Annotated in this window: 19 protein-coding genes; all 19 read right to left on the bottom strand. The window is 37.9% G+C overall.

The genetic code is table 11. From position 1 onward, the window contains the following. Positions 1-1,576 (bottom strand): phage tail spike protein (locus tag KE503_RS11935; RefSeq protein ID WP_212385369.1); only part of this gene is annotated, 1,576 nt, incomplete at its 3' end. Beyond that, positions 1,573-3,261, bottom strand: a complete 1,689-nt coding sequence (locus KE503_RS11930) for a distal tail protein Dit (RefSeq protein ID WP_212385368.1) — start codon at positions 3,259-3,261, stop codon at positions 1,573-1,575. The genes KE503_RS11935 and KE503_RS11930, both read right to left, overlap by 4 nt. A 13-nt stretch (positions 3,262-3,274) precedes the next feature. Continuing rightward, positions 3,275-7,198, bottom strand: coding sequence for a tape measure protein (locus KE503_RS11925; RefSeq protein WP_212385367.1), 3,924 nt, complete (start codon positions 7,196-7,198; stop codon positions 3,275-3,277). Then, on the bottom strand, positions 7,198-7,467 hold the full coding sequence (locus tag KE503_RS11920; protein WP_212385366.1) for a hypothetical protein: 270 nt from the start codon (positions 7,465-7,467) through the stop codon (positions 7,198-7,200). Before KE503_RS11920 ends, KE503_RS11925 begins: the two co-directional genes overlap by 1 nt. Before the next feature lie 74 nt (positions 7,468-7,541). Continuing rightward, the gene (locus KE503_RS11915; RefSeq protein ID WP_212385365.1) at positions 7,542-7,925 is read right to left on the bottom strand and encodes a tail assembly chaperone; all 384 of its coding nucleotides are present in this window, start codon (positions 7,923-7,925) and stop codon (positions 7,542-7,544) included. A 10-nt stretch (positions 7,926-7,935) separates the two neighbouring features. Continuing rightward, positions 7,936-8,457, bottom strand: coding sequence for a phage major tail protein, TP901-1 family (locus KE503_RS11910; protein ID WP_212385364.1), 522 nt, complete (start codon positions 8,455-8,457; stop codon positions 7,936-7,938). A 9-nt stretch (positions 8,458-8,466) separates the two neighbouring features. After that, positions 8,467-8,862 carry a hypothetical protein gene (locus KE503_RS11905; RefSeq protein ID WP_212385363.1) on the bottom strand — a complete coding sequence of 132 codons (396 nt, stop codon included), beginning with the start codon at positions 8,860-8,862 and terminating at the stop codon, positions 8,467-8,469. Positions 8,863-8,864: 2 nt separating this feature from the next. Continuing rightward, entirely contained in the window at positions 8,865-9,248 is a 384-nt protein-coding gene (locus KE503_RS11900; RefSeq protein ID WP_212385362.1) for an HK97-gp10 family putative phage morphogenesis protein, read from the bottom strand. Next, positions 9,248-9,550 carry a hypothetical protein gene (locus tag KE503_RS11895; RefSeq protein WP_212385361.1) on the bottom strand — a complete coding sequence of 101 codons (303 nt, stop codon included), beginning with the start codon at positions 9,548-9,550 and terminating at the stop codon, positions 9,248-9,250. The genes KE503_RS11900 and KE503_RS11895 overlap by 1 nt, the downstream gene beginning before the upstream one ends. After that, positions 9,547-9,870: a phage head-tail connector protein gene (locus KE503_RS11890; protein ID WP_212385360.1), complete on the bottom strand. Its 324-nt coding sequence runs from the start codon at positions 9,868-9,870 to the stop codon at positions 9,547-9,549. Before KE503_RS11890 ends, KE503_RS11895 begins: the two co-directional genes overlap by 4 nt. Continuing rightward, positions 9,854-10,078 carry a hypothetical protein gene (locus KE503_RS11885; protein WP_212385359.1) on the bottom strand — a complete coding sequence of 75 codons (225 nt, stop codon included), beginning with the start codon at positions 10,076-10,078 and terminating at the stop codon, positions 9,854-9,856. Before KE503_RS11885 ends, KE503_RS11890 begins: the two co-directional genes overlap by 17 nt. Positions 10,079-10,090: 12 nt before the next feature. After that, positions 10,091-11,293, bottom strand: a complete 1,203-nt coding sequence (locus KE503_RS11880; RefSeq protein ID WP_249183054.1) for a hypothetical protein — start codon at positions 11,291-11,293, stop codon at positions 10,091-10,093. Between the two features lie 14 nt (positions 11,294-11,307). Then, positions 11,308-11,946 carry a DUF4355 domain-containing protein gene (locus KE503_RS11875; RefSeq protein WP_212385358.1) on the bottom strand — a complete coding sequence of 213 codons (639 nt, stop codon included), beginning with the start codon at positions 11,944-11,946 and terminating at the stop codon, positions 11,308-11,310. An 82-nt stretch (positions 11,947-12,028) separates the two neighbouring features. Continuing rightward, the gene (locus tag KE503_RS11870; RefSeq protein WP_212385357.1) at positions 12,029-12,316 is read right to left on the bottom strand and encodes a ribosomal-processing cysteine protease Prp; all 288 of its coding nucleotides are present in this window, start codon (positions 12,314-12,316) and stop codon (positions 12,029-12,031) included. 62 nt (positions 12,317-12,378) lie between these two features. Continuing rightward, positions 12,379-12,549 carry a hypothetical protein gene (locus tag KE503_RS11865; protein ID WP_212385356.1) on the bottom strand — a complete coding sequence of 57 codons (171 nt, stop codon included), beginning with the start codon at positions 12,547-12,549 and terminating at the stop codon, positions 12,379-12,381. A 1-nt stretch (position 12,550) separates the two neighbouring features. Then, positions 12,551-14,068, bottom strand: coding sequence for a minor capsid protein (locus KE503_RS11860; RefSeq protein ID WP_212385355.1), 1,518 nt, complete (start codon positions 14,066-14,068; stop codon positions 12,551-12,553). After that, the gene (locus tag KE503_RS11855) at positions 14,058-15,386 is read right to left on the bottom strand and encodes a phage portal protein (protein ID WP_212385354.1); all 1,329 of its coding nucleotides are present in this window, start codon (positions 15,384-15,386) and stop codon (positions 14,058-14,060) included. The genes KE503_RS11860 and KE503_RS11855 overlap by 11 nt, the downstream gene beginning before the upstream one ends. Next, a complete protein-coding gene (locus KE503_RS11850; RefSeq protein WP_212385353.1) occupies positions 15,386-16,630 on the bottom strand; it encodes a PBSX family phage terminase large subunit in 1,245 nt (414 codons plus the stop codon). The genes KE503_RS11855 and KE503_RS11850 overlap by 1 nt, the downstream gene beginning before the upstream one ends. Then, positions 16,627-17,082: a terminase small subunit gene (locus tag KE503_RS11845; protein ID WP_212385352.1), complete on the bottom strand. Its 456-nt coding sequence runs from the start codon at positions 17,080-17,082 to the stop codon at positions 16,627-16,629. Before KE503_RS11845 ends, KE503_RS11850 begins: the two co-directional genes overlap by 4 nt. Between the last annotated feature and the right edge of the window lie 15 nt (positions 17,083-17,097).

Genomic DNA, 17,097 nt, shown 5'->3' with positions numbered 1-17,097 from the left:
GACTGACTTTAAACGAAAAACCATCATTTATAAGCCTTGAATCGTTGGATGATATAACACCATATGATTCTTCATTAGTTCTTTTCCATTTCCACTGTATATAAGCGCTGTCGCCAAATACTTCTTTAAGCTTGCTACTATCTGTAATCTGCATACCTCCGTGATATATAATTACAGATAATATAGTTGAAACAGCATTATTTTTAAAAGCTAGACCCTGTGATGAATCAATCATTAAAAGTGTTGCAGAGTCTCCTTTTATTCTTGTCCATTTATATATTTCCGGTTTTGTGATATCTGGTGTTTTAACACTTTGATTCACGCATGTCCCTAAATATTCTTTTCCATCTGGTTCCAATGATATTCCATTACCAAAAGAATCATCTGCATATGCAAACCAGGTATATAACGTCTGATTTTCTGATAGATTCTTAAATTGATTTGTTAATTGCTCAACTTTTTCTGAAATACCACTTTCTCTGATTAAATAATCTCCAAGCGTTGCCGTCTGTGTCTCATCAATAATTGATACTTCAAGTTTTAATAACCTAGATTGTAAATAAAGTCCTCCGGTTTCATCTACAACATTTACAATATCACCGATTTTGATTCCTTCCGGGAGATGCGTAATCTCGATTTCATAATTTCTTTCAATATCACATTTCTTTTTCAGATCTTTAATCGCCTGTTCACAAAGTTCTTTTTGATCAACTGTATCATAAGTGAATGTTTGAACGATGTGTCCAACATTATCTATTTTGTTTGGCTCATCAGGATTTACATACCTGCTCCATTTAGCTAATGCCTTCCTGCTTTTTAAATAATGCCCCTCAACATAAAAGTCTCCATCATCATATTTGTAATCTTGCAAAGAAATTTTTACTCCAGAAGCATCCTCTGAACCAGTACATAATAATGCAGTCGCCAAATTTTCTACGGATTTTTTTATGGTAATTCCATCGATTTCCCTCCCCCCTCTCAATTGAATCCCTGTGTTTTTTCCTCTCTTCTTGTGAATATTGATGTATTTATTTGTTACCACCAAGCGTTCGATATCAAAACTATAAGACACTTCACACTCAAAGTTCTTCATAATATCAAGGATTCTCTCTGATGCTGTTTGCTCGTCAAACTCTAAAAACTTCTTTACAGAATCATCCGATTCATTGATACCAATTTCGAATCCACTATCATAAATTGCTGATTTGACATATTCCGTACAAGTTCGCTGAACTCCATCTCCATCTGAGCTTTTTAATATCTCATTTAATAGATCCATTCCTGCATCTTCTGCATAGATATAGATATCTCGCTCCTTAGTATCAATTTCCGTGCTTATGATCGTGTAAAACTCTTGTTCATCACCGTTACTTCTTAATATATAATTTCCTGCTTCGGTTAACTGTTCTGCGACTTTTCTCGTTTTTTCAGAATACGTTATCCTACATTCAAACGTAGCAACTCCTACATCAATCTCTTCTGTTTTCTTATCCTCTTTAATGGTAATCCCTTTTTTGAGGTTTGTAGATGCTTGTCCTAGAATATCCATTTTACGATCCGCAAAGTATATGATCATAAGAACACCTCCCGATATCGTAACTTAAATTTAGGAGCGTAATCGCTTTCTACCCAATCTGAATAGCTGAACCCAATCTGATTCATACCTTTTTGCAAATATAAATCTTCCCAGTCGTTTCCTAATGCGCCTAAATCCGGTCGATCTAATTCGTTTAATTTAACGCTTGCTGCAGATGAATCAATCACAAATACATCGTTCGCATTGAATTTATTTTGTACATCATGGTATTCTGTTACGATTTTATCTAGTGTCTCTGTTACTTGCTTAGAATAGTTTTTCACTATTTTCACATAATATAAACCATTACATTTTAGTGCTGATTTATTGTCTTTTTTTGAGACCATAATTGTAATTTTCTTAACTGTTTTTGTTTTGATTGAGTTAAATGTAAAACTCTGTTTGATCCCTCCTAAATTAAAATTAATCACGGCTCCTTTTTTTGTAATACTGGATGATTTGACTGTTTTGATTTCTGTAATTTTCTTCTTTTTATCTGCCACTCTGTTTTGTCCGAAGAACTTATTGTTCAAAGACAAATCGATCTCGGCTTCTTTTTGTACCTTTCCATCAACAATCATTCGATACTTTCCTTTTGTACCATCTGATGCCTTGTAGATGTCTACACCTGCAATGATATTTCCAGAACCATCCGATAAAATCATTTGAAATGCGCCACATTGCTTTTTCCCATCTTTCGAACTGTCAACGCACATCTTCTGTGCGTAATTAAGTTCGAAATCTGTTGCTGCCTCTGACAAAGTGTATGTAACAGTAGGCCCATGAAATCCATTACCTGTTCCAAAGCCTGTCGCTGCAAGATAATAAGTATCTTCCGCTGTTGTGTTATAAGAATGAACAGCTCCAATCGTTCCTGTTTGAACTGAGGATTTATAAATAGTACCTTTATTTACTGTATATTTAGATTTCACTCCATTCCAGGAGTTAGATTTTTTGAATGAATGATTTAATAACACTTTTGTTGTTGGTACAGAATATGTATTTGTTTCAGATTCTACAATCTCCACCTGTTCTTCTGATAATTCATCCGGATTACCAAATTGTAAAACGTGTTCCTCATCATCAAAAAATGCAACATATCCACATCTTCCATTGTTATTTTCTTCTCCACTCTCGTCGTTATAAAAATCCACCTCAAACGTTGGATAACTTTTATAATTTCCATTGTATTGCACGGCAAAATAATCTCCATCGCTTGCTGGTTCTACTTCATATTCTTCTACTGAATACTTAAATGGATCAAGGCATGTAAATTCAATTTCTCCTGTAACACAATTTTTCCCCGGATCTATGTCACTCATCGATGTGAATGTTCCGGTAAAGTACTTATCTGGTTCATCCGCAAAAATAAGTTCCGAATCTTCCACACTTAAAATATCCATCAGCACATTATACGCTTTCCTGAAATTTTCAGCACTTGCTGTCAGTAGTTGATACCCTACTGTGATTGTTCTCGTTGGATATCTTTTATAATTCAGTACCGATCCATCTCTGCTCCCGGATTCAATCATTGTCAGCTCTGGAGCAAGTGATTCTCTTCCTGATACATAAAGTGTTCTGTAACCCGAAATCTGGTTTTCTATGTACTCTCCGTTAATTTTCAGAGCTTCAGAAGGGAGAGTTGCTCCCTGTGAAGCTTCCATTGTATCGGTAAAACTATACATTATTCTCCCTCCTTTACTTCCTTCCAAGTTTTCTGTTCTGCCTTGCTTGCCGTTTATTTAACTCTGCTTCAGTATATGGTGCCGTTACCCTTGCAATCTCTTTTCCGTCAAGATCAACCGGAACAATGACTGTATATTCTGCCTGTGAATAATAGTCATAATCACTGTTAAGACTTCCACCAACATCTCCTGCGATCGCCAGATTGTTAAAGTTAGGAATTGTAATTATACTGTCCATCGTTTTATCCAACGTATTTGCCATAGAAGAGATTCCATTGACGAATCCTTTTACAACGTACACTCCTAAAGATTTCATAACCCTAGATGGTGAGTGAATCTTTAATTTTCCCTTTACCGCTTTAGTAAGAATATTGGCCAGATCTTTTGCCGCCTTATTCAAAGCTTTCTTGTTTGACTTGGATGTCAATCCTTTGATAAATCCCTTTGTTGCATCCTGTGCAATTGTATTCATCTGTTTTTTTAACTTGCTAAGCTCTGCTGTAACTGCACTGTTATAATCTTTGTCAAGCTGCTTAATATATGGTTGATAATATGATTTTGCGTTCTTGTCCGCACTGGTCATAAACGCTGTATAGTCTTTTCCATACTGTTTTAACCAAGAATCACTCTTTTTTAATAATTCCGTCGTATACTTTAGTCCTTGTGCGGTATCCAAATTCTGAATATCACGCATCAGATCATATGGGAGAACTTTTTTGAGTTTTTCCATATTCTTCGCAAGTTGTTCTACTTGACTTTTTTGAGTTTTAAAGTTTACTAACGAAATATATCCGTAATTATCAGAACTAAACAAATCTCCATAATCTGCTAATTTGCTCTTATAATTATCCCTGTCTGAAATGATCGCATTGTATTTCTCTTGATACTTCTTTCCAAGAGCTGTCAATGCCTTGTCTGCTGCGTTAATAGCTTTCTTCCCTTGTGATTTTATCGTTTTGCTCATGTCTGATTTTAGAATTTTTCCAACTTGCGTGTACGCTTTTTTTAATTTTGGATTTTTCTTTTGCAGTTTTTTTACACCAGCATTAATCTTTTTATTTAACGACTTCGTAACAGAGGATACTTTGCTGTTCATAGAATCCTTATATTTACTTACAGCATTACTTGCCGCATCTTCATATTTCCTGGATTTTGTTGCTTTCTTCATCGTATCGATCGCTGTTTTTGCTAAAGCTTTACTTGCGGATTTCACACTGCTGATGCCATTTTTGATACCAATCGCAAGACCTGCTGCTATGTAACGTCCATCTTTTTTAGTCATTCTGGATGGCGAATGAATCTGTGCCTTAGCCCTGATCGCCTTTTCTGCTGCGGATACCATTCTGGATGCTGCAGCTTCGATTTGTCCTAAACATGAACTCATTCCAGAAGCAAACCCCTGACTGATATAAGCACCTGCACTATGTGCACCTGATCTTCCTGATCGTAATCTTGAATTTGTGCTTGATACAGCTTTTGAAGCAATACCTGGTCCTTTATTTAACCCGCTTCTTAACGAGGATACATACCCATTTCCAGTTTGTTTTCCAGCAGACTTTGCTTTATTGGCTGTACTAGTCATGGATTTATTTATACTCGATAAAGCTGATGTTGCTTTAGATCCCATAGACCCAAAACTTGCATTTACAGATACTGATGCAGCAGATAAGGTTTTCATTCCATTTGCAGTCTGTTGGATTCCTGGTCCTTTACCAGAAATCTTCCCAATACCAATTGCTACTGCACCAAGACTCTTTGCAATCGATCCGATTGATAATCCAGAAATCATCTTGATTCCTTCAGCTGTACTCTTAAATCCTGTTCCTGCATTCTTAGCAGAATCTCCAACGGACTTGATCACTTTAGCAATTCCACCAAGCACGCTTGTAAGTCCGCCACTGATTGCATCCACAACTGTTTTAATAACGTTTCCAAATGACGTAAATCCGCCACTTGTTACAGTAAGAGCTGTTCCTAATACCAGAAGTCCTGCTCCTGCCACTATCGCACCTGCTCCTACAATTAAAAGTCCTGCTCCGAGTACAATACATCCGGCTCCTGCTACTAATGATCCAGCTCCAAATACAATCATAGCCGCTCCAAGTGCTGTAATTGCTGTTGCTCCAGATATTCCATATTGAACAACCGTTGGAAGAACTCCTGCAACAACTGCTAACGATGCTGCAGCTAATAATGCCCCTGCACCTACAAGTACAATTGCTGCTCCAAATGCGATAAACCCAACTGTTCCTGCTGTCATTGCTGGTCCAACGGCTCCAGCGATTGCTATTAATGCTCCAACGGCTACAACCATTCCAGCCATGCATGCGATCGCCGGTGTACCTGCATTTGCAAGTGCGATACTTGCTGCTGCCATAATTGCTAAACCTGCTGCGACTAATACAACCGCTGCACCCATTGCTAAAAATGCTACTGATGTAGCAGATAGTTGTGCTGGTGCAACCGATACACTTTTTAACATTGTTGTCATTCCAAGTCCGATCAGTGCTAAAGCACCAATCATACCAGTCATAACTCCAATCGCCACTCCGCCAGAATTAGCAAGTGCGATGGCTGCTCCTGCCATAATTCCAAAACCTGCAGCTATCGTCAGTACTCCAACCCCGAGCATCATAAATGCTTTTGCTGCCTGCATTGTTTGTCTTGAGCTTTCCATACTTGCAGATCCGACTGCTTTTTCTCCAACTGCAATACCAAATAGTTTTCCTGCAATTGTGGCAATTCCCTTTCCTGCTAATTTAGTAATTGCTGATCCAAACGTTTGTACCGCTGGTGCAACTGATTTTACGATTTTAAAACCTTTGTAAGCTACCAATAATTTTGGCAGTTGTGTTATCAGTGATGCAATTGCATCTGAATGATCTTCGCAAAATCCAGCAAAACTTTTTAGTCCTCCGGTAATTCCACCGAGCATGCTTTTAAATCCAGATATAGATTTGTTAGACCCGAAAGAACCATTTAATTCCCCCATGCTTTTTCCGATAGCGCTTACAGCTGATCCAAAAGCTTGTCCTACTTCTTTTGCATCTGTCTTAAAAACAGTCCAATATTTACCGGCTTTTGTTGCAAAGTTGCCAATCTTACTTGCTATTTTGTTACCATCAACATTATCCAAAAGGTTTGTTACATCACTTACTCCTTTAATTGCAATGCTGGATACTTTATCAAATGCAGGCTGCAGTTTATTTGCCGCCGTCTCTGTTAAACCATCCATTGCCTGACCAACAGTTTTATATTCTGTTGCAAGTTTCGTGAACTGTTTATTCGTTCCTGTCTTAGCAATCGCTGCAAAGAAGTCTTCGGTTTTTACTTTGCCATCTTGAACATCCTTAATTAACTGCTGTGTAGATCTTCCCATCGTTTTTGCAACAGCTGCAATACCTGCAGGTGTCTGTTCAACCATCAATTTGAAATCTTCCCATTGTATTTTAGGTTTCGCAGCCATCTGTGTAGCCTGCTGTGACAAGGTTTTCATTGCTTGCTGTGGATTTTCTGCTGCTGCCGCTAAACCTCCAAAACCTTTCACAAGTTTTGTTGTACTTTTGGTTCCTACTGCATCTAACTGTGCATATGTAGATGCCATATCAGAAGAACTATAAATTGTCTGTTCTGCAAATTTCTGAAGTTCTTTTTTTGTACTTGCTATTTCTTTTTTTGCATGACCATTCATGCTCATATTGCCTTCGAAAGTTTTCCACGCAGCGCTTGATTCATTCAAGCCACTGGTAATCTCTGAAAGTCCAGAAGTAACTACGGACACAGCTTTATTTCCGATTGCCATCATAGCTCCAAAACCAATTCCGCTTTTAAGAATTTTTCCTAAAGATAGTGTGGATTTTTGAGCTGCTTTCATTCCGGCTTCAAATCCAGCATCTCTTGCTGTTAATATTGCTTCAACACTATATGATTCTGCCATCAGCTCTCCCTCCTTCTTAGCAATCTCTTCATCTTCTCAAATCGATCTGGCTTATTCTTTCGTTTTGCCTGATCGATTGCATCTTCATAGTCATAAAATTTCTTAAACGTTGGATAAACTGGTTTCTGCTTATTCTTTCCAGCTTTCTTTTTGGCACGTACAGCAAAATTAAGGAATGCCTGCAGATGATTTCGATAATCTTTGTCTACTTCTTTTAATCTTGCCGCTTCAGCCATGATCTCATATTGTGCAATCGTTAATTGATCCACTTGGTCAAATGATGTAAAGCCAAAATACCGAAAGCAGTCTATTGCCAGCTCCCGGTATATTTCTTCAAAATCTTTTATTCTTCCTGTTGTTTCTTCTTCTGCTTCTCCACTTCTTCTTTGAGTTCTCGTGTCGTTTTCTTCGTAGCATTTGCACTCTCTAAGAAACCCAGTACCGTATCAAATAATTCATCGATATCTGTGTTCCCATCTTCGATATGCTTATCCAGTTCTGTTCGTTCAAGTCGAGGTAAAAATCCTTTGTTTGCTACCAGTAAGACATCTTCTAATGCATCAAGATCTCCATCAAGCATTTCTGCAACTTTATACTGAAGCCCAATATCTTTTGTTTTCCCTTTAATATTTTCTACTGGAACAGCGATTGTTTTATTGATTTCTCTCATAAATCCCATTCCAAAATTAAATTCGTATGTTGTTCCATTGATCTGTAATTCGTACATGTGTTACCTCCTAAGCTCCTGTTTTTGGTGTGTCTACGAATGCATATGCCTGTTCCTGCTGCTGTGTTGTTACAGTTACGTCTCCGTCTGCACCTGTTCCATTAATGCCAAATGTCAGAGAGACCTCTACAAACTCATCTGCATTGGCTGTATATTCAATCTCTGTTAAATACCCCTGAAAATACTTTCCTTTGAATTTGTTATTTCCTGCAACCGCTGGTTCTGCCAGATTAGCTTCCCAAATTTCGATCAATGCATCATCATCTAAAGCCTTTTCCAGTTTTTTAATCATTTCGTCATCTTTCTTTAAGATTGATGTTGCTGTGATCTCCACTTCTGCTGCACCTGGTGTTCTGATAGAACCATCCTTTGTTGCTGTAGAATCAGCATCTTTCGACTTAGTACGGCCATTCTCTGTTGTGAATGCCAATGCTGTACCACTCTGCGTTGCTGATTCAGATAAAATTCGATACAGATAAACAATCTTCTTACCCTGTACCGCTTCATTTCCAAAAAGCTGTAAATTTAACATTGCTACCTCCTAATTAAATGTAAATTCTAATTCTAAAACCCCATGCATAAGGGGTTCTTTTGTCGTTGTATCCGAGAGGATTCTTTGGTTCACTCTTACAAGATTCCAACCAAAGTTCTTTGTTTCTCCGATTTTGTAGCAGATATCTTTGATTTCTAACAATATCTTCGATAGTGTTCCTCTCTGCTTTGGGTTGTTATGCCAGACATGGATTACCTGGCTGACTGCTCCAAAGACTGTTGTTTTGTTTGCTTGATCATCCTGTATGCTGTCTGCAAGATAAACAAAAGGATACGGGGTTCCATCTGGTGGTAAGAATGTATCATGTACACCAATTCCCGTATCCTGATATTTCTTCTTTAATTCTAACAGCAGCTTAGTAAATAACTCCTGCTGTGGGTCCATAATCACCTCATTACCTTTTCTAAATCGTTTTTAAAAATACGTTTTTGTTCATCCAGTGCAGGCTTTATATAGGGCTGTGCTTCCATGAATCGCGTTCCGTATTCAACATATTCTCCATAGTCTTTCGTAGGTCCTACTGCCGCAGTCATTCCATTATCTCTACTACTAAGACCAATACTTCTTTTTAATTCACCTGTAGGATTTACAAATTGAAGTCCTTTGCCTTTTACCCATTCATAATGTCCCTTAAACTCTGCATTTTTTTGTGCTTTTTTCTGCAGTTCAGCCCCGTTCTTCTTGACTACAGTTTTTACTACATTCATATTCATGTTTTTCTTAAGTTTTGCACTTAATTGATCTAATCCATTTACCTTAAGACCACCCATCACTGCACCTCCGATACAATAAAAGTCTGTTTTGTTCGAAGTTTCCTTGAATAATCAACCTTATAGATCTTGTTTTCAATTCTGATCTGATCAAATGGGTGATCATAATGATTCTGTAATTGAAGCGTTAAACTTCCCTGTTTAATCATTCCATAAACGACCTGCATCATCTGTGTTGTTGTATCCATAACCGATGCTTGTTTTTGATCTTCACTTACAGAATCATCTTTGTAATCACCTGTTTCCTGATCATATTCTCCTTGTGTCAACTTTTGAAAGTAAATCATTGTATCATATCTCATAGGAACCTCAACTTTCCTCGCTTTGCATCTTTTTGCATCTGCAAATATGCTTCGATCTCATCCATGAACGGAGCAAAATCATTTGCAGATGCATATGACTGTGTTTCTCCTTCCACATTATGACTTGCCAGTCCTTCAGATCCGATACGATTAAAACGAATGATCGCTACTTCGATAATGATGTGTTCCATCTCATCTGGCGGATCTGTGCCGCCAAGAAGTAATCGAAGCCTTGATTCTACAGAATCTAAGATCAACATCAGTTTTTCATCCTGCGTGGAATCCTCAAAACCAAGCATTGTCTTAAACTTTTCCAGCATTCGCTTTCTCCTTTACTTCTGCAATTAAAGGAACTCCCTGAGCGTTTCCGCTGCTAAGAAGTTCCTCGATTCTTGTTTCATCAGGAGCTGGGTCTAATCCCTGTCTTGGATATGTGTCCCCAACATCATAGTGATGATACACTTTGCCGCCTTTAATATCTTTATAATCCTGCAGATCATGAAATGCTTTTACTACTTCATAAGCCATATCAACACCTCACTATTCTTTTGCAGCGGATACGACATCCCCTGATCTTACTGCTTTGTAGTTACGATCGCACTCAACGATTGTCACATGATTGCCTTTTGCTGCTGTGATCTCTGATACTCCATCCCATTTAGACCAGTTCTTTACATCCATGCCATAAGTTACTGTTGTTGCTGCCGATGCGTTTACCTTATATTTGAACATATTTTTCATAGACATAAGCTGTTCATCTACCGTGATCTCTGTATCACCATCGTTTGCGCCTTCTGCTGCTGTGAGATGTAATTCTCCAAGAGTCTGTGTATCTTTGCTTCCAACACTTGTATAGGCGATCGCATCGAGATATTCACAGAAAAGACGTAATCCCATGATCGCAAATAAGTCAGAGATTGCTCTTTCATAAGTTCCCTGTGCATGGAATCCAATAAATCCTGTTGTTGGGTCTGTTGTGTAGGATAATCCAGCTTTTACAAATTCACTGTCTCCTGGATCAACGTAATAAGCTACGATATTGTTTAAAGGAGTAGCGATTACAACACCTTCTGGGATCTCGGAACTGATAAATACCACATCAGCGCCTAAGAAATTCTTCATGTACTCAAATCCGAACGCTGTCTGCAATGTGATATCTGCTGCACCAACATATTTATATACGTCAAGTGTGTTAACCCATACGGCTACACCTGTTGCAGTTCTTTTCATCTTCTTAAATTTGTCTTTTACTCTTCCGATGGACATTGCAACTGCCATCTGCCATGTTGTTTCTGACCCTGTGAGTGATCCAGCTTTTAACTGTTTATAGAATTTATCGCTAACCTTATTCTGAAGATCTGATTTAAATTCTTCGTCTGTATCGTTCACTGCGACGTCATATCCTTTTTCAGCGATCGCCTCTAAAGATACACCCTTTCGATACTTTTCAATCTTGATTGTATCAAATTCCTTTTCTGTTACTTTGTACTGAGAATATGGGATTTCTTCTCCCTCTCCAATATCTCCGGATTTCAGCTCTCCTGTTACTTCTTTTGTTTTTAAGACGCTTCCATTCTCTTTTCTGATCATCCTTGCAATACCAAGCACATCTAATAATGCCTGAATATTCTTTCCGAAGGATGTTACAAAGTCGATTTCTCTTGCTTTTACTTCTAAGTTTCCCTGTCCAGTCATTCCGTCTGGTGCTGCAAATAACTGCAGGTCTAATTTATATTTTTCCATTTCTTCTCCTTTCTTTACTGGAACAGATTGATATTTTCTCGGATCATCTTCTGACGTTCGATCGGGTCTTTGATGTCCATGATCTGTTCTTTTGTGATCGTATTTCCACCGCCTGTTCCTGCTTTTGGTGGTCTTCCTTTGATTGCTTCTTTGACTGCTGCCTGCACTGCTTTCTTATACATTTTTGCAAACGATTTAACCGCGGTATTAGTTCCATCTGCATCGTCTGCTACCAAATTGCTAAGAAGTTCATCTGGAATGTTGATGCTTTCATCCGCTAACATCTTTCGTGCTGTTTTAGCCAGTTCAGTTCTGGCATTCATCTTTTTCAGATCTGCCAGTTCTTTTTCTGCTTTCTTTGCACGATATTCCGCTTTTTCTTCTTTGGTCATTTTGGCGAGCTTTTCTGCTTCTGTCAGCTTGTCGTCAGTCAGTGCCTTCCATTTTTCTTCTGCATTGGTCACTGCTGTTTTTACCGCTTTGTTCAGTCTGCGGTCAAATTCTGCCTGATTTCCTTCTAGGCCTAAGAAGTCATCAAACGACATTGGTTCATTATTTCCAGCTTCTGCTCCGGATCCATCGCCATTCCCGTCACCGGTCCCACCGTCATTTCCTTCTGTGAACAGCTGTAAAAATAACTTGTATTTCTCCATATTCGCTCCTTTCGCCCTGATCCGTCTCTTTCCAGATCATTGCTAATAAAAACTTAGTTTAACGACATTTCGGTCACAACAGTTACACGATCCAGACATAATCCGGATAAGCATTTGAAATACTACAAATGCCAATAAAAAAGGAATCTATCAAAGTTTTTGATTTCTCTGATAAATCCCTGTATTTGATAAAAGCCTGTCCAGCTTTTAAATCGTATTCTATTTTGTCATTGGTTAGATCATGAATCGACTTTACCAGGTTCTGTAGCAGCATCGACACTGATGCACATACAATATCTTTGCCATATGCAGCATAATTTGCATGACCTATTACTGCGATTTCATGATCACGTACTTTTATTTCAATCAATACATCACTTCCTAAATTTTTGCATAAAAATACCACTAATCATTTCTAATCAGTGGTATCTACTAGTTATTCAAATATCCATTCTCATATAGGTAATCGTTTTCTTCTACCGTCAAAACTGAAAAAGGATTTACCCATGTGTCATCTTCTTCTATTGGGCCGTTATATTCATACTCTGATGGAATAAAGCCAAGTTTTTTGCATATTCTTTCATATTCTTCATCAACAGCCATATTAAAGTACCTCCAAAGATATTCCTGCATCATTTAATCTTTTTATTACTTCTTCAGTGTATCCTCTTTTTTCTAATCGGTCAAGACCTGAAACAGCAATTGGTTCATTATATTTTTTTGTATCTACCGAATAAATATATATTTTTCCATCATGGCATACAACAACACCTTTCTTATATCCTCTTTGCATACAAACTCTTATATCTGGAATACTCGGCACACTACTTCCTGGATGATTATGTATAGCAATAATGGAATTTTTTTCAGATTTATCTAGTAATCGTTTCATCGGCTTATTCATTTTAGCCTTGCTTTCTACATTATAATTTTTATTTATTGCATATTTACCAGTTTTACTATCAATAAATGCTAAATCCTCGTATTTCGTGCCTGATCTATGCTTAATCATTTCCTTAGAAAGTTTCCATGCTGTTCTATTAACCTTTGTTTGATCTGATATATTATTGAATTTTTTTCTATATTCAGTAGAGTTAATTAAATCCTCTCTCGCAAGCGTATCCTTATACATATATTTTTTCTTACTTTCTTCTTGTTCTACTGAATTTTTCCATTCTTCAAAATCTAATCCATGTTCTGAATATGTATCCAACCACTTCTCATAATCACTATCATCCATATAAGCCGCTGTACTGCAATGACAATACGGATGCATCGGAGGTGCATTCTCTCCAGGCATCATGTCCTTCACTTTAAATGCCTTTCCGTCCAACGCTCTGCATTGACTGCACGCATCCGCTTTTTCACATGCTATATATTCATACTCTTCAAAACCATTTTGTATAAACGACTGTTTCTGGGCTTCTGTCTGAACTCTTGCAAGTTCTGTAACCATCAGCCTCATTGCGTTGCTTTCACTAACTCCAAATCGTTTTTCTAAATGTCTCGCAAGTACACTTGGATGTTTTCCTTGGATCAGCCCTTCCTGAAGGAGCTTATCGATTTCTGATTTTAACATCGACTGGTGCGCCCAGATACGTTCGGACCAAGTTGCATTTTTATAAGATGCACCAACGATCACTCTTGCCTTTTTAGCATTATCATTGATCGTCTTTCCGAGAATACCTGCTTGTTTCCTCATTTCTTCTTCAGTCCGCTGCGTAAACGCATCTCCAAACATCTTCTCTATCTCATCATAACCACCCACCAAATGCATTCCTATGTTGGCTTTTAGCAGCTCTAAGCGGTTGATCTTCATTGCTGCATTATAGTATCGCATCTCATCATTGGCTTTCTTTGATAGATCTTTGTTCTTAACATATCGTTTCGCTTTCTTTGCATAGGATTCAATGTCAATCTTAGCGATCCGCTTCTTAGCTTCTGCCATTGTAATTCCTGATTCTTTTGCATATTTCACATAGAATCCGTTGATTTCTTTTTCTATGTTATCAAGCATGTTTGCATAGATATCGTCAAGTTTCTTTTGATATTCTGCTTCATTTTTGATGTTTTGCTTTCTTTGACGTTCTTCACGATCTCTCCAGTAGTTTTTACTGCTCATTTACCTTATCTCCAAACATCTGCTGCATTACTGCATCTTTTGGCTTCTCTTCCTCTTTTTCAATGCGTTCAATCTCTGCCCTTGGATTATCTACAACACTTAAGACCCCAAGCTGCGTTTCCTGTGATACAACACCAGAAAGATTCTGTGCGATCTGACTTTCCTCTAGTAAGTTCGCTGGAACGTTCGGTGTAAATTTGTAGTGTAACTTCACCCAGTCGTCTTTTTGCATGGTATTTCCTGGATTACTAAAGATCAGCTTATATCTTCGGTTCATCCCAGAGGTAAATTTACGTTCCTTGGTTTTTCTAAGATTGCTCATTCCTTGCAATTTATATGCCATCGCAATACCAGAACTTGTCCCAAAATTTTCATCTGAAATATTTGCTACCATAGCAATTAAAAATATTAAGTTTTGTAATCGATCAAGCAAGTTTTCCTGTGTCGTGTCTCCGTTTGGCTTCTGTAAGAAATCAACGATTACACTTTCTCCATCTCCATCAAAATTAATCACACGGTCTGATCTAACATGTTTCAGTTCATCTTCATCTAACAATGTTCCGATGATCTTTAAATATGCATCTGCAAAGTAATCCACATCATTTGCTTTCTCACTGATTGCTTTGTTAAATGCATTGATTATAGATAATACTGGTTCGAATATTCCTTGGCATTCTTTGTTTTCACGATATTCCGTAGCCGGAACTCCATCAAAGTAATGTAATTGTTCTTGATCGTCCCAAACAATCTTTCCTTTTATAGTGAACCATCGAACCTTTTCTTGATCCGATACACTTCCATGTAAGACATCGTCTTCGTCCCTATATAACCGAACAAAATAACGTTCCCTCTTAAGCACTGAATCATCATAGATCATGAACGCTTCGGTTGGATCTAAATATATGATTCCGACGTTTCCATCTTCATCGTTATAGTACATTTCGTACCCTTTTCCATAAATAGAACAAATTTTAGATAGTTCTGCGTTATTGTCATCCTGATCATTGTACTGATCAAGAAATTCTACATATTTTTCAATGGATTCCTCTCCACCATCTACTGTGATCTTAACCGGATTCCCAATGAAGTACCCATTCATCGTATCAACAATATACTTTGCGAAGTTTACTGCGATTCTGTTATCTGGCTTCCATTCTGGCTTTTTAGATTCGTGAAAGATTGGAAAATCTGTTTCGTAAGCATCTTGTAATTGCTTATACCGAAACGTACTTTCTGCAGCATGTCTCATGATGAATTTACTCAACTTCGCATCTGTTAGTTCTTCGTCTGGCGATATTCTATAAATTTCTTTTCGCATTATATTCCTCCTTTCACTTTTGTGTTTAGTCTTGGTTTCTGCTTTCGTTCTTCCTCAATTGAATAACGCAGCATAGCCATTGCATCATCAAAAAATGGAACTGGCTCATCCAGATAAGTATTTGTTCTCTCATCTTTCTTCCACTTCCATTGTTGTATTTCTTTAATTGTGTTTACACAGCTTGGATAGATGTGTATCCTGTGCTGTTTCAAATAGTCAATTTGGGCACTGACACTGTTTGGTTCCTTCTTTACTCCTTTAGCCCTGTATCCTGCTTTCTTCCACATCTTGATTCGATCTGGTTCCGCAGAGTCACACCACATGCGAAGCTTTTTATTGAATTTTCCTGCTGCCTGTTTAATGATTTCTTCTGTATCCATTTCGTAAACATAGAGTTCCTGACATAAATACAGATCACCATCTTTAAATCCAACCTCTCCAATACAGTTTGCATGGTTAAATCCAAAGTCCTGTGCATTTACCATGTAATCAAAGTGTTCTGGTGTACGATCAAATTCTTCTATGACATAATTTTTAAGGATTAATCCTGCAACTTCTCCCCATTCGCCTAGGCCATAGACTCTATATCCTTCTGGATCTACTTCTTTACGTCTTAACATTCGTCTGTGGTATGCTTCATCAATAAATCGGTTCTTTTCGTAGGTTGATTGATGTGTTAATACATCCGGATCAACGCGATCAAAGAACACTTTCTTGATCCAGTGGTGTGCCGATACAGGGTTAAATGTCATTCGGATCTGATAGAACTGACCTTCAGGTAATTCGCCTCTCAGTCGGTCGTCGATAATTTCAAAATCTGACTGTGTGATCTCTGTTGCTTCTTCAATCCAAACATCGGTAAGTTTCCCACGTTTGAATGTGATTGATTTCAGTTTTTCTCTCTGTCTTTCGTCGTTTACACCTCGGAATATGATCTGATTATGGTTACTTTTGCACTCTATAATCATATTTGATGCATTGATGTACCAGTATCGTTTATACTGTTCTCCGAACATACGAAAAATAGCACCCTGCAATTCTGCAAAAGTGCTATCCCTATTCGTTACATCTGCTTTTCTGACACATAAAAGATTACGGCCAGGATCACTCATGAGTCTCAGAATATAATGTTGTGCTGTATCCATACTCTTTCCGGATCCGGCAGAGCCCTTCATCACAATGTATCGTTTTTTGCTGCGATCGACTTCTTTAAAGCAAGGATTTGCCTGTACTTTTATATTCATCCAGTATCATCCTCACCATAGTCGATCGTGATATTAAGATCCATGTCAACATCTGTTTCAACTTTATCAGTAAAGAGCGCGTATCTTTTACCAAGAAGTTCTGCAGCCTTTAGTCGTTCTTTTTCTGATGGACCTTTTTCTATTATTCTGGCTTCACTGCATCCATCTCCAATTCCTTCCACAACAATCTCCTCTGCATTACTCTTCCCACGCATTACTGCGGTTAGGTATTCAATCACTTCCTTGGCATCTGCAGTTTTCTCATTGTGAATCTTTTCCATTTGATCAGCTACATACTTTTTTACCTCTTCAATCCTTAATAATCTACTTGCGGCAGCAGCCGCTACGTCTCCATCTTTTACTCGCGGATATGCAACTCTGTAAGCCCGAGATGCATTCAGGTCTATCAGGTATTCATCAGCAAATAGCTTTCTTTTTTCTGTTAATGCCATCTAGGCTCACTCCTT

It is taken from the genome of Anaerostipes sp. Marseille-Q3525 (assembly GCF_018223505.1).
Taxonomy (GTDB): domain Bacteria; phylum Bacillota; class Clostridia; order Lachnospirales; family Lachnospiraceae; genus Anaerostipes; species Anaerostipes amylophilus.
The sequence above is the reverse complement of the archived record's forward strand: the minus strand, read 5'-3'. Positions and strand labels throughout refer to the sequence as shown.

Excerpts from the sequence above, each read along its gene's own strand:
- KE503_RS11930 (WP_212385368.1), bottom strand. The coding sequence starts at position 3,261 with ATGTATAGTTTTACCGATACAATGGAAGCTTCACAGGGAGCAACTCTC.
- KE503_RS11925 (WP_212385367.1), bottom strand. The coding sequence starts at position 7,198 with ATGGCAGAATCATATAGTGTTGAAGCAATATTAACAGCAAGAGATGCT.
- KE503_RS11915 (WP_212385365.1), bottom strand. The coding sequence starts at position 7,925 with ATGTACGAATTACAGATCAATGGAACAACATACGAATTTAATTTTGGA.
- KE503_RS11910 (WP_212385364.1), bottom strand. The coding sequence starts at position 8,457 with ATGTTAAATTTACAGCTTTTTGGAAATGAAGCGGTACAGGGTAAGAAG.
- KE503_RS11905 (WP_212385363.1), bottom strand. The coding sequence starts at position 8,862 with ATGGACCCACAGCAGGAGTTATTTACTAAGCTGCTGTTAGAATTAAAG.
- KE503_RS11900 (WP_212385362.1), bottom strand. The coding sequence starts at position 9,248 with ATGGGTGGTCTTAAGGTAAATGGATTAGATCAATTAAGTGCAAAACTT.
- KE503_RS11895 (WP_212385361.1), bottom strand. The coding sequence starts at position 9,550 with ATGAGATATGATACAATGATTTACTTTCAAAAGTTGACACAAGGAGAA.
- KE503_RS11890 (WP_212385360.1), bottom strand. The coding sequence starts at position 9,870 with ATGCTGGAAAAGTTTAAGACAATGCTTGGTTTTGAGGATTCCACGCAG.
- KE503_RS11885 (WP_212385359.1), bottom strand. The coding sequence starts at position 10,078 with ATGGCTTATGAAGTAGTAAAAGCATTTCATGATCTGCAGGATTATAAA.
- KE503_RS11880 (WP_249183054.1), bottom strand. The coding sequence starts at position 11,293 with ATGGAAAAATATAAATTAGACCTGCAGTTATTTGCAGCACCAGACGGA.
- KE503_RS11875 (WP_212385358.1), bottom strand. The coding sequence starts at position 11,946 with ATGGAGAAATACAAGTTATTTTTACAGCTGTTCACAGAAGGAAATGAC.
- KE503_RS11865 (WP_212385356.1), bottom strand. The coding sequence starts at position 12,549 with ATGGCTGTTGATGAAGAATATGAAAGAATATGCAAAAAACTTGGCTTT.
- KE503_RS11860 (WP_212385355.1), bottom strand. The coding sequence starts at position 14,068 with ATGAGCAGTAAAAACTACTGGAGAGATCGTGAAGAACGTCAAAGAAAG.
- KE503_RS11855 (WP_212385354.1), bottom strand. The coding sequence starts at position 15,386 with ATGCGAAAAGAAATTTATAGAATATCGCCAGACGAAGAACTAACAGAT.
- KE503_RS11850 (WP_212385353.1), bottom strand. The coding sequence starts at position 16,630 with ATGAATATAAAAGTACAGGCAAATCCTTGCTTTAAAGAAGTCGATCGC.
- KE503_RS11845 (WP_212385352.1), bottom strand. The coding sequence starts at position 17,082 with ATGGCATTAACAGAAAAAAGAAAGCTATTTGCTGATGAATACCTGATA.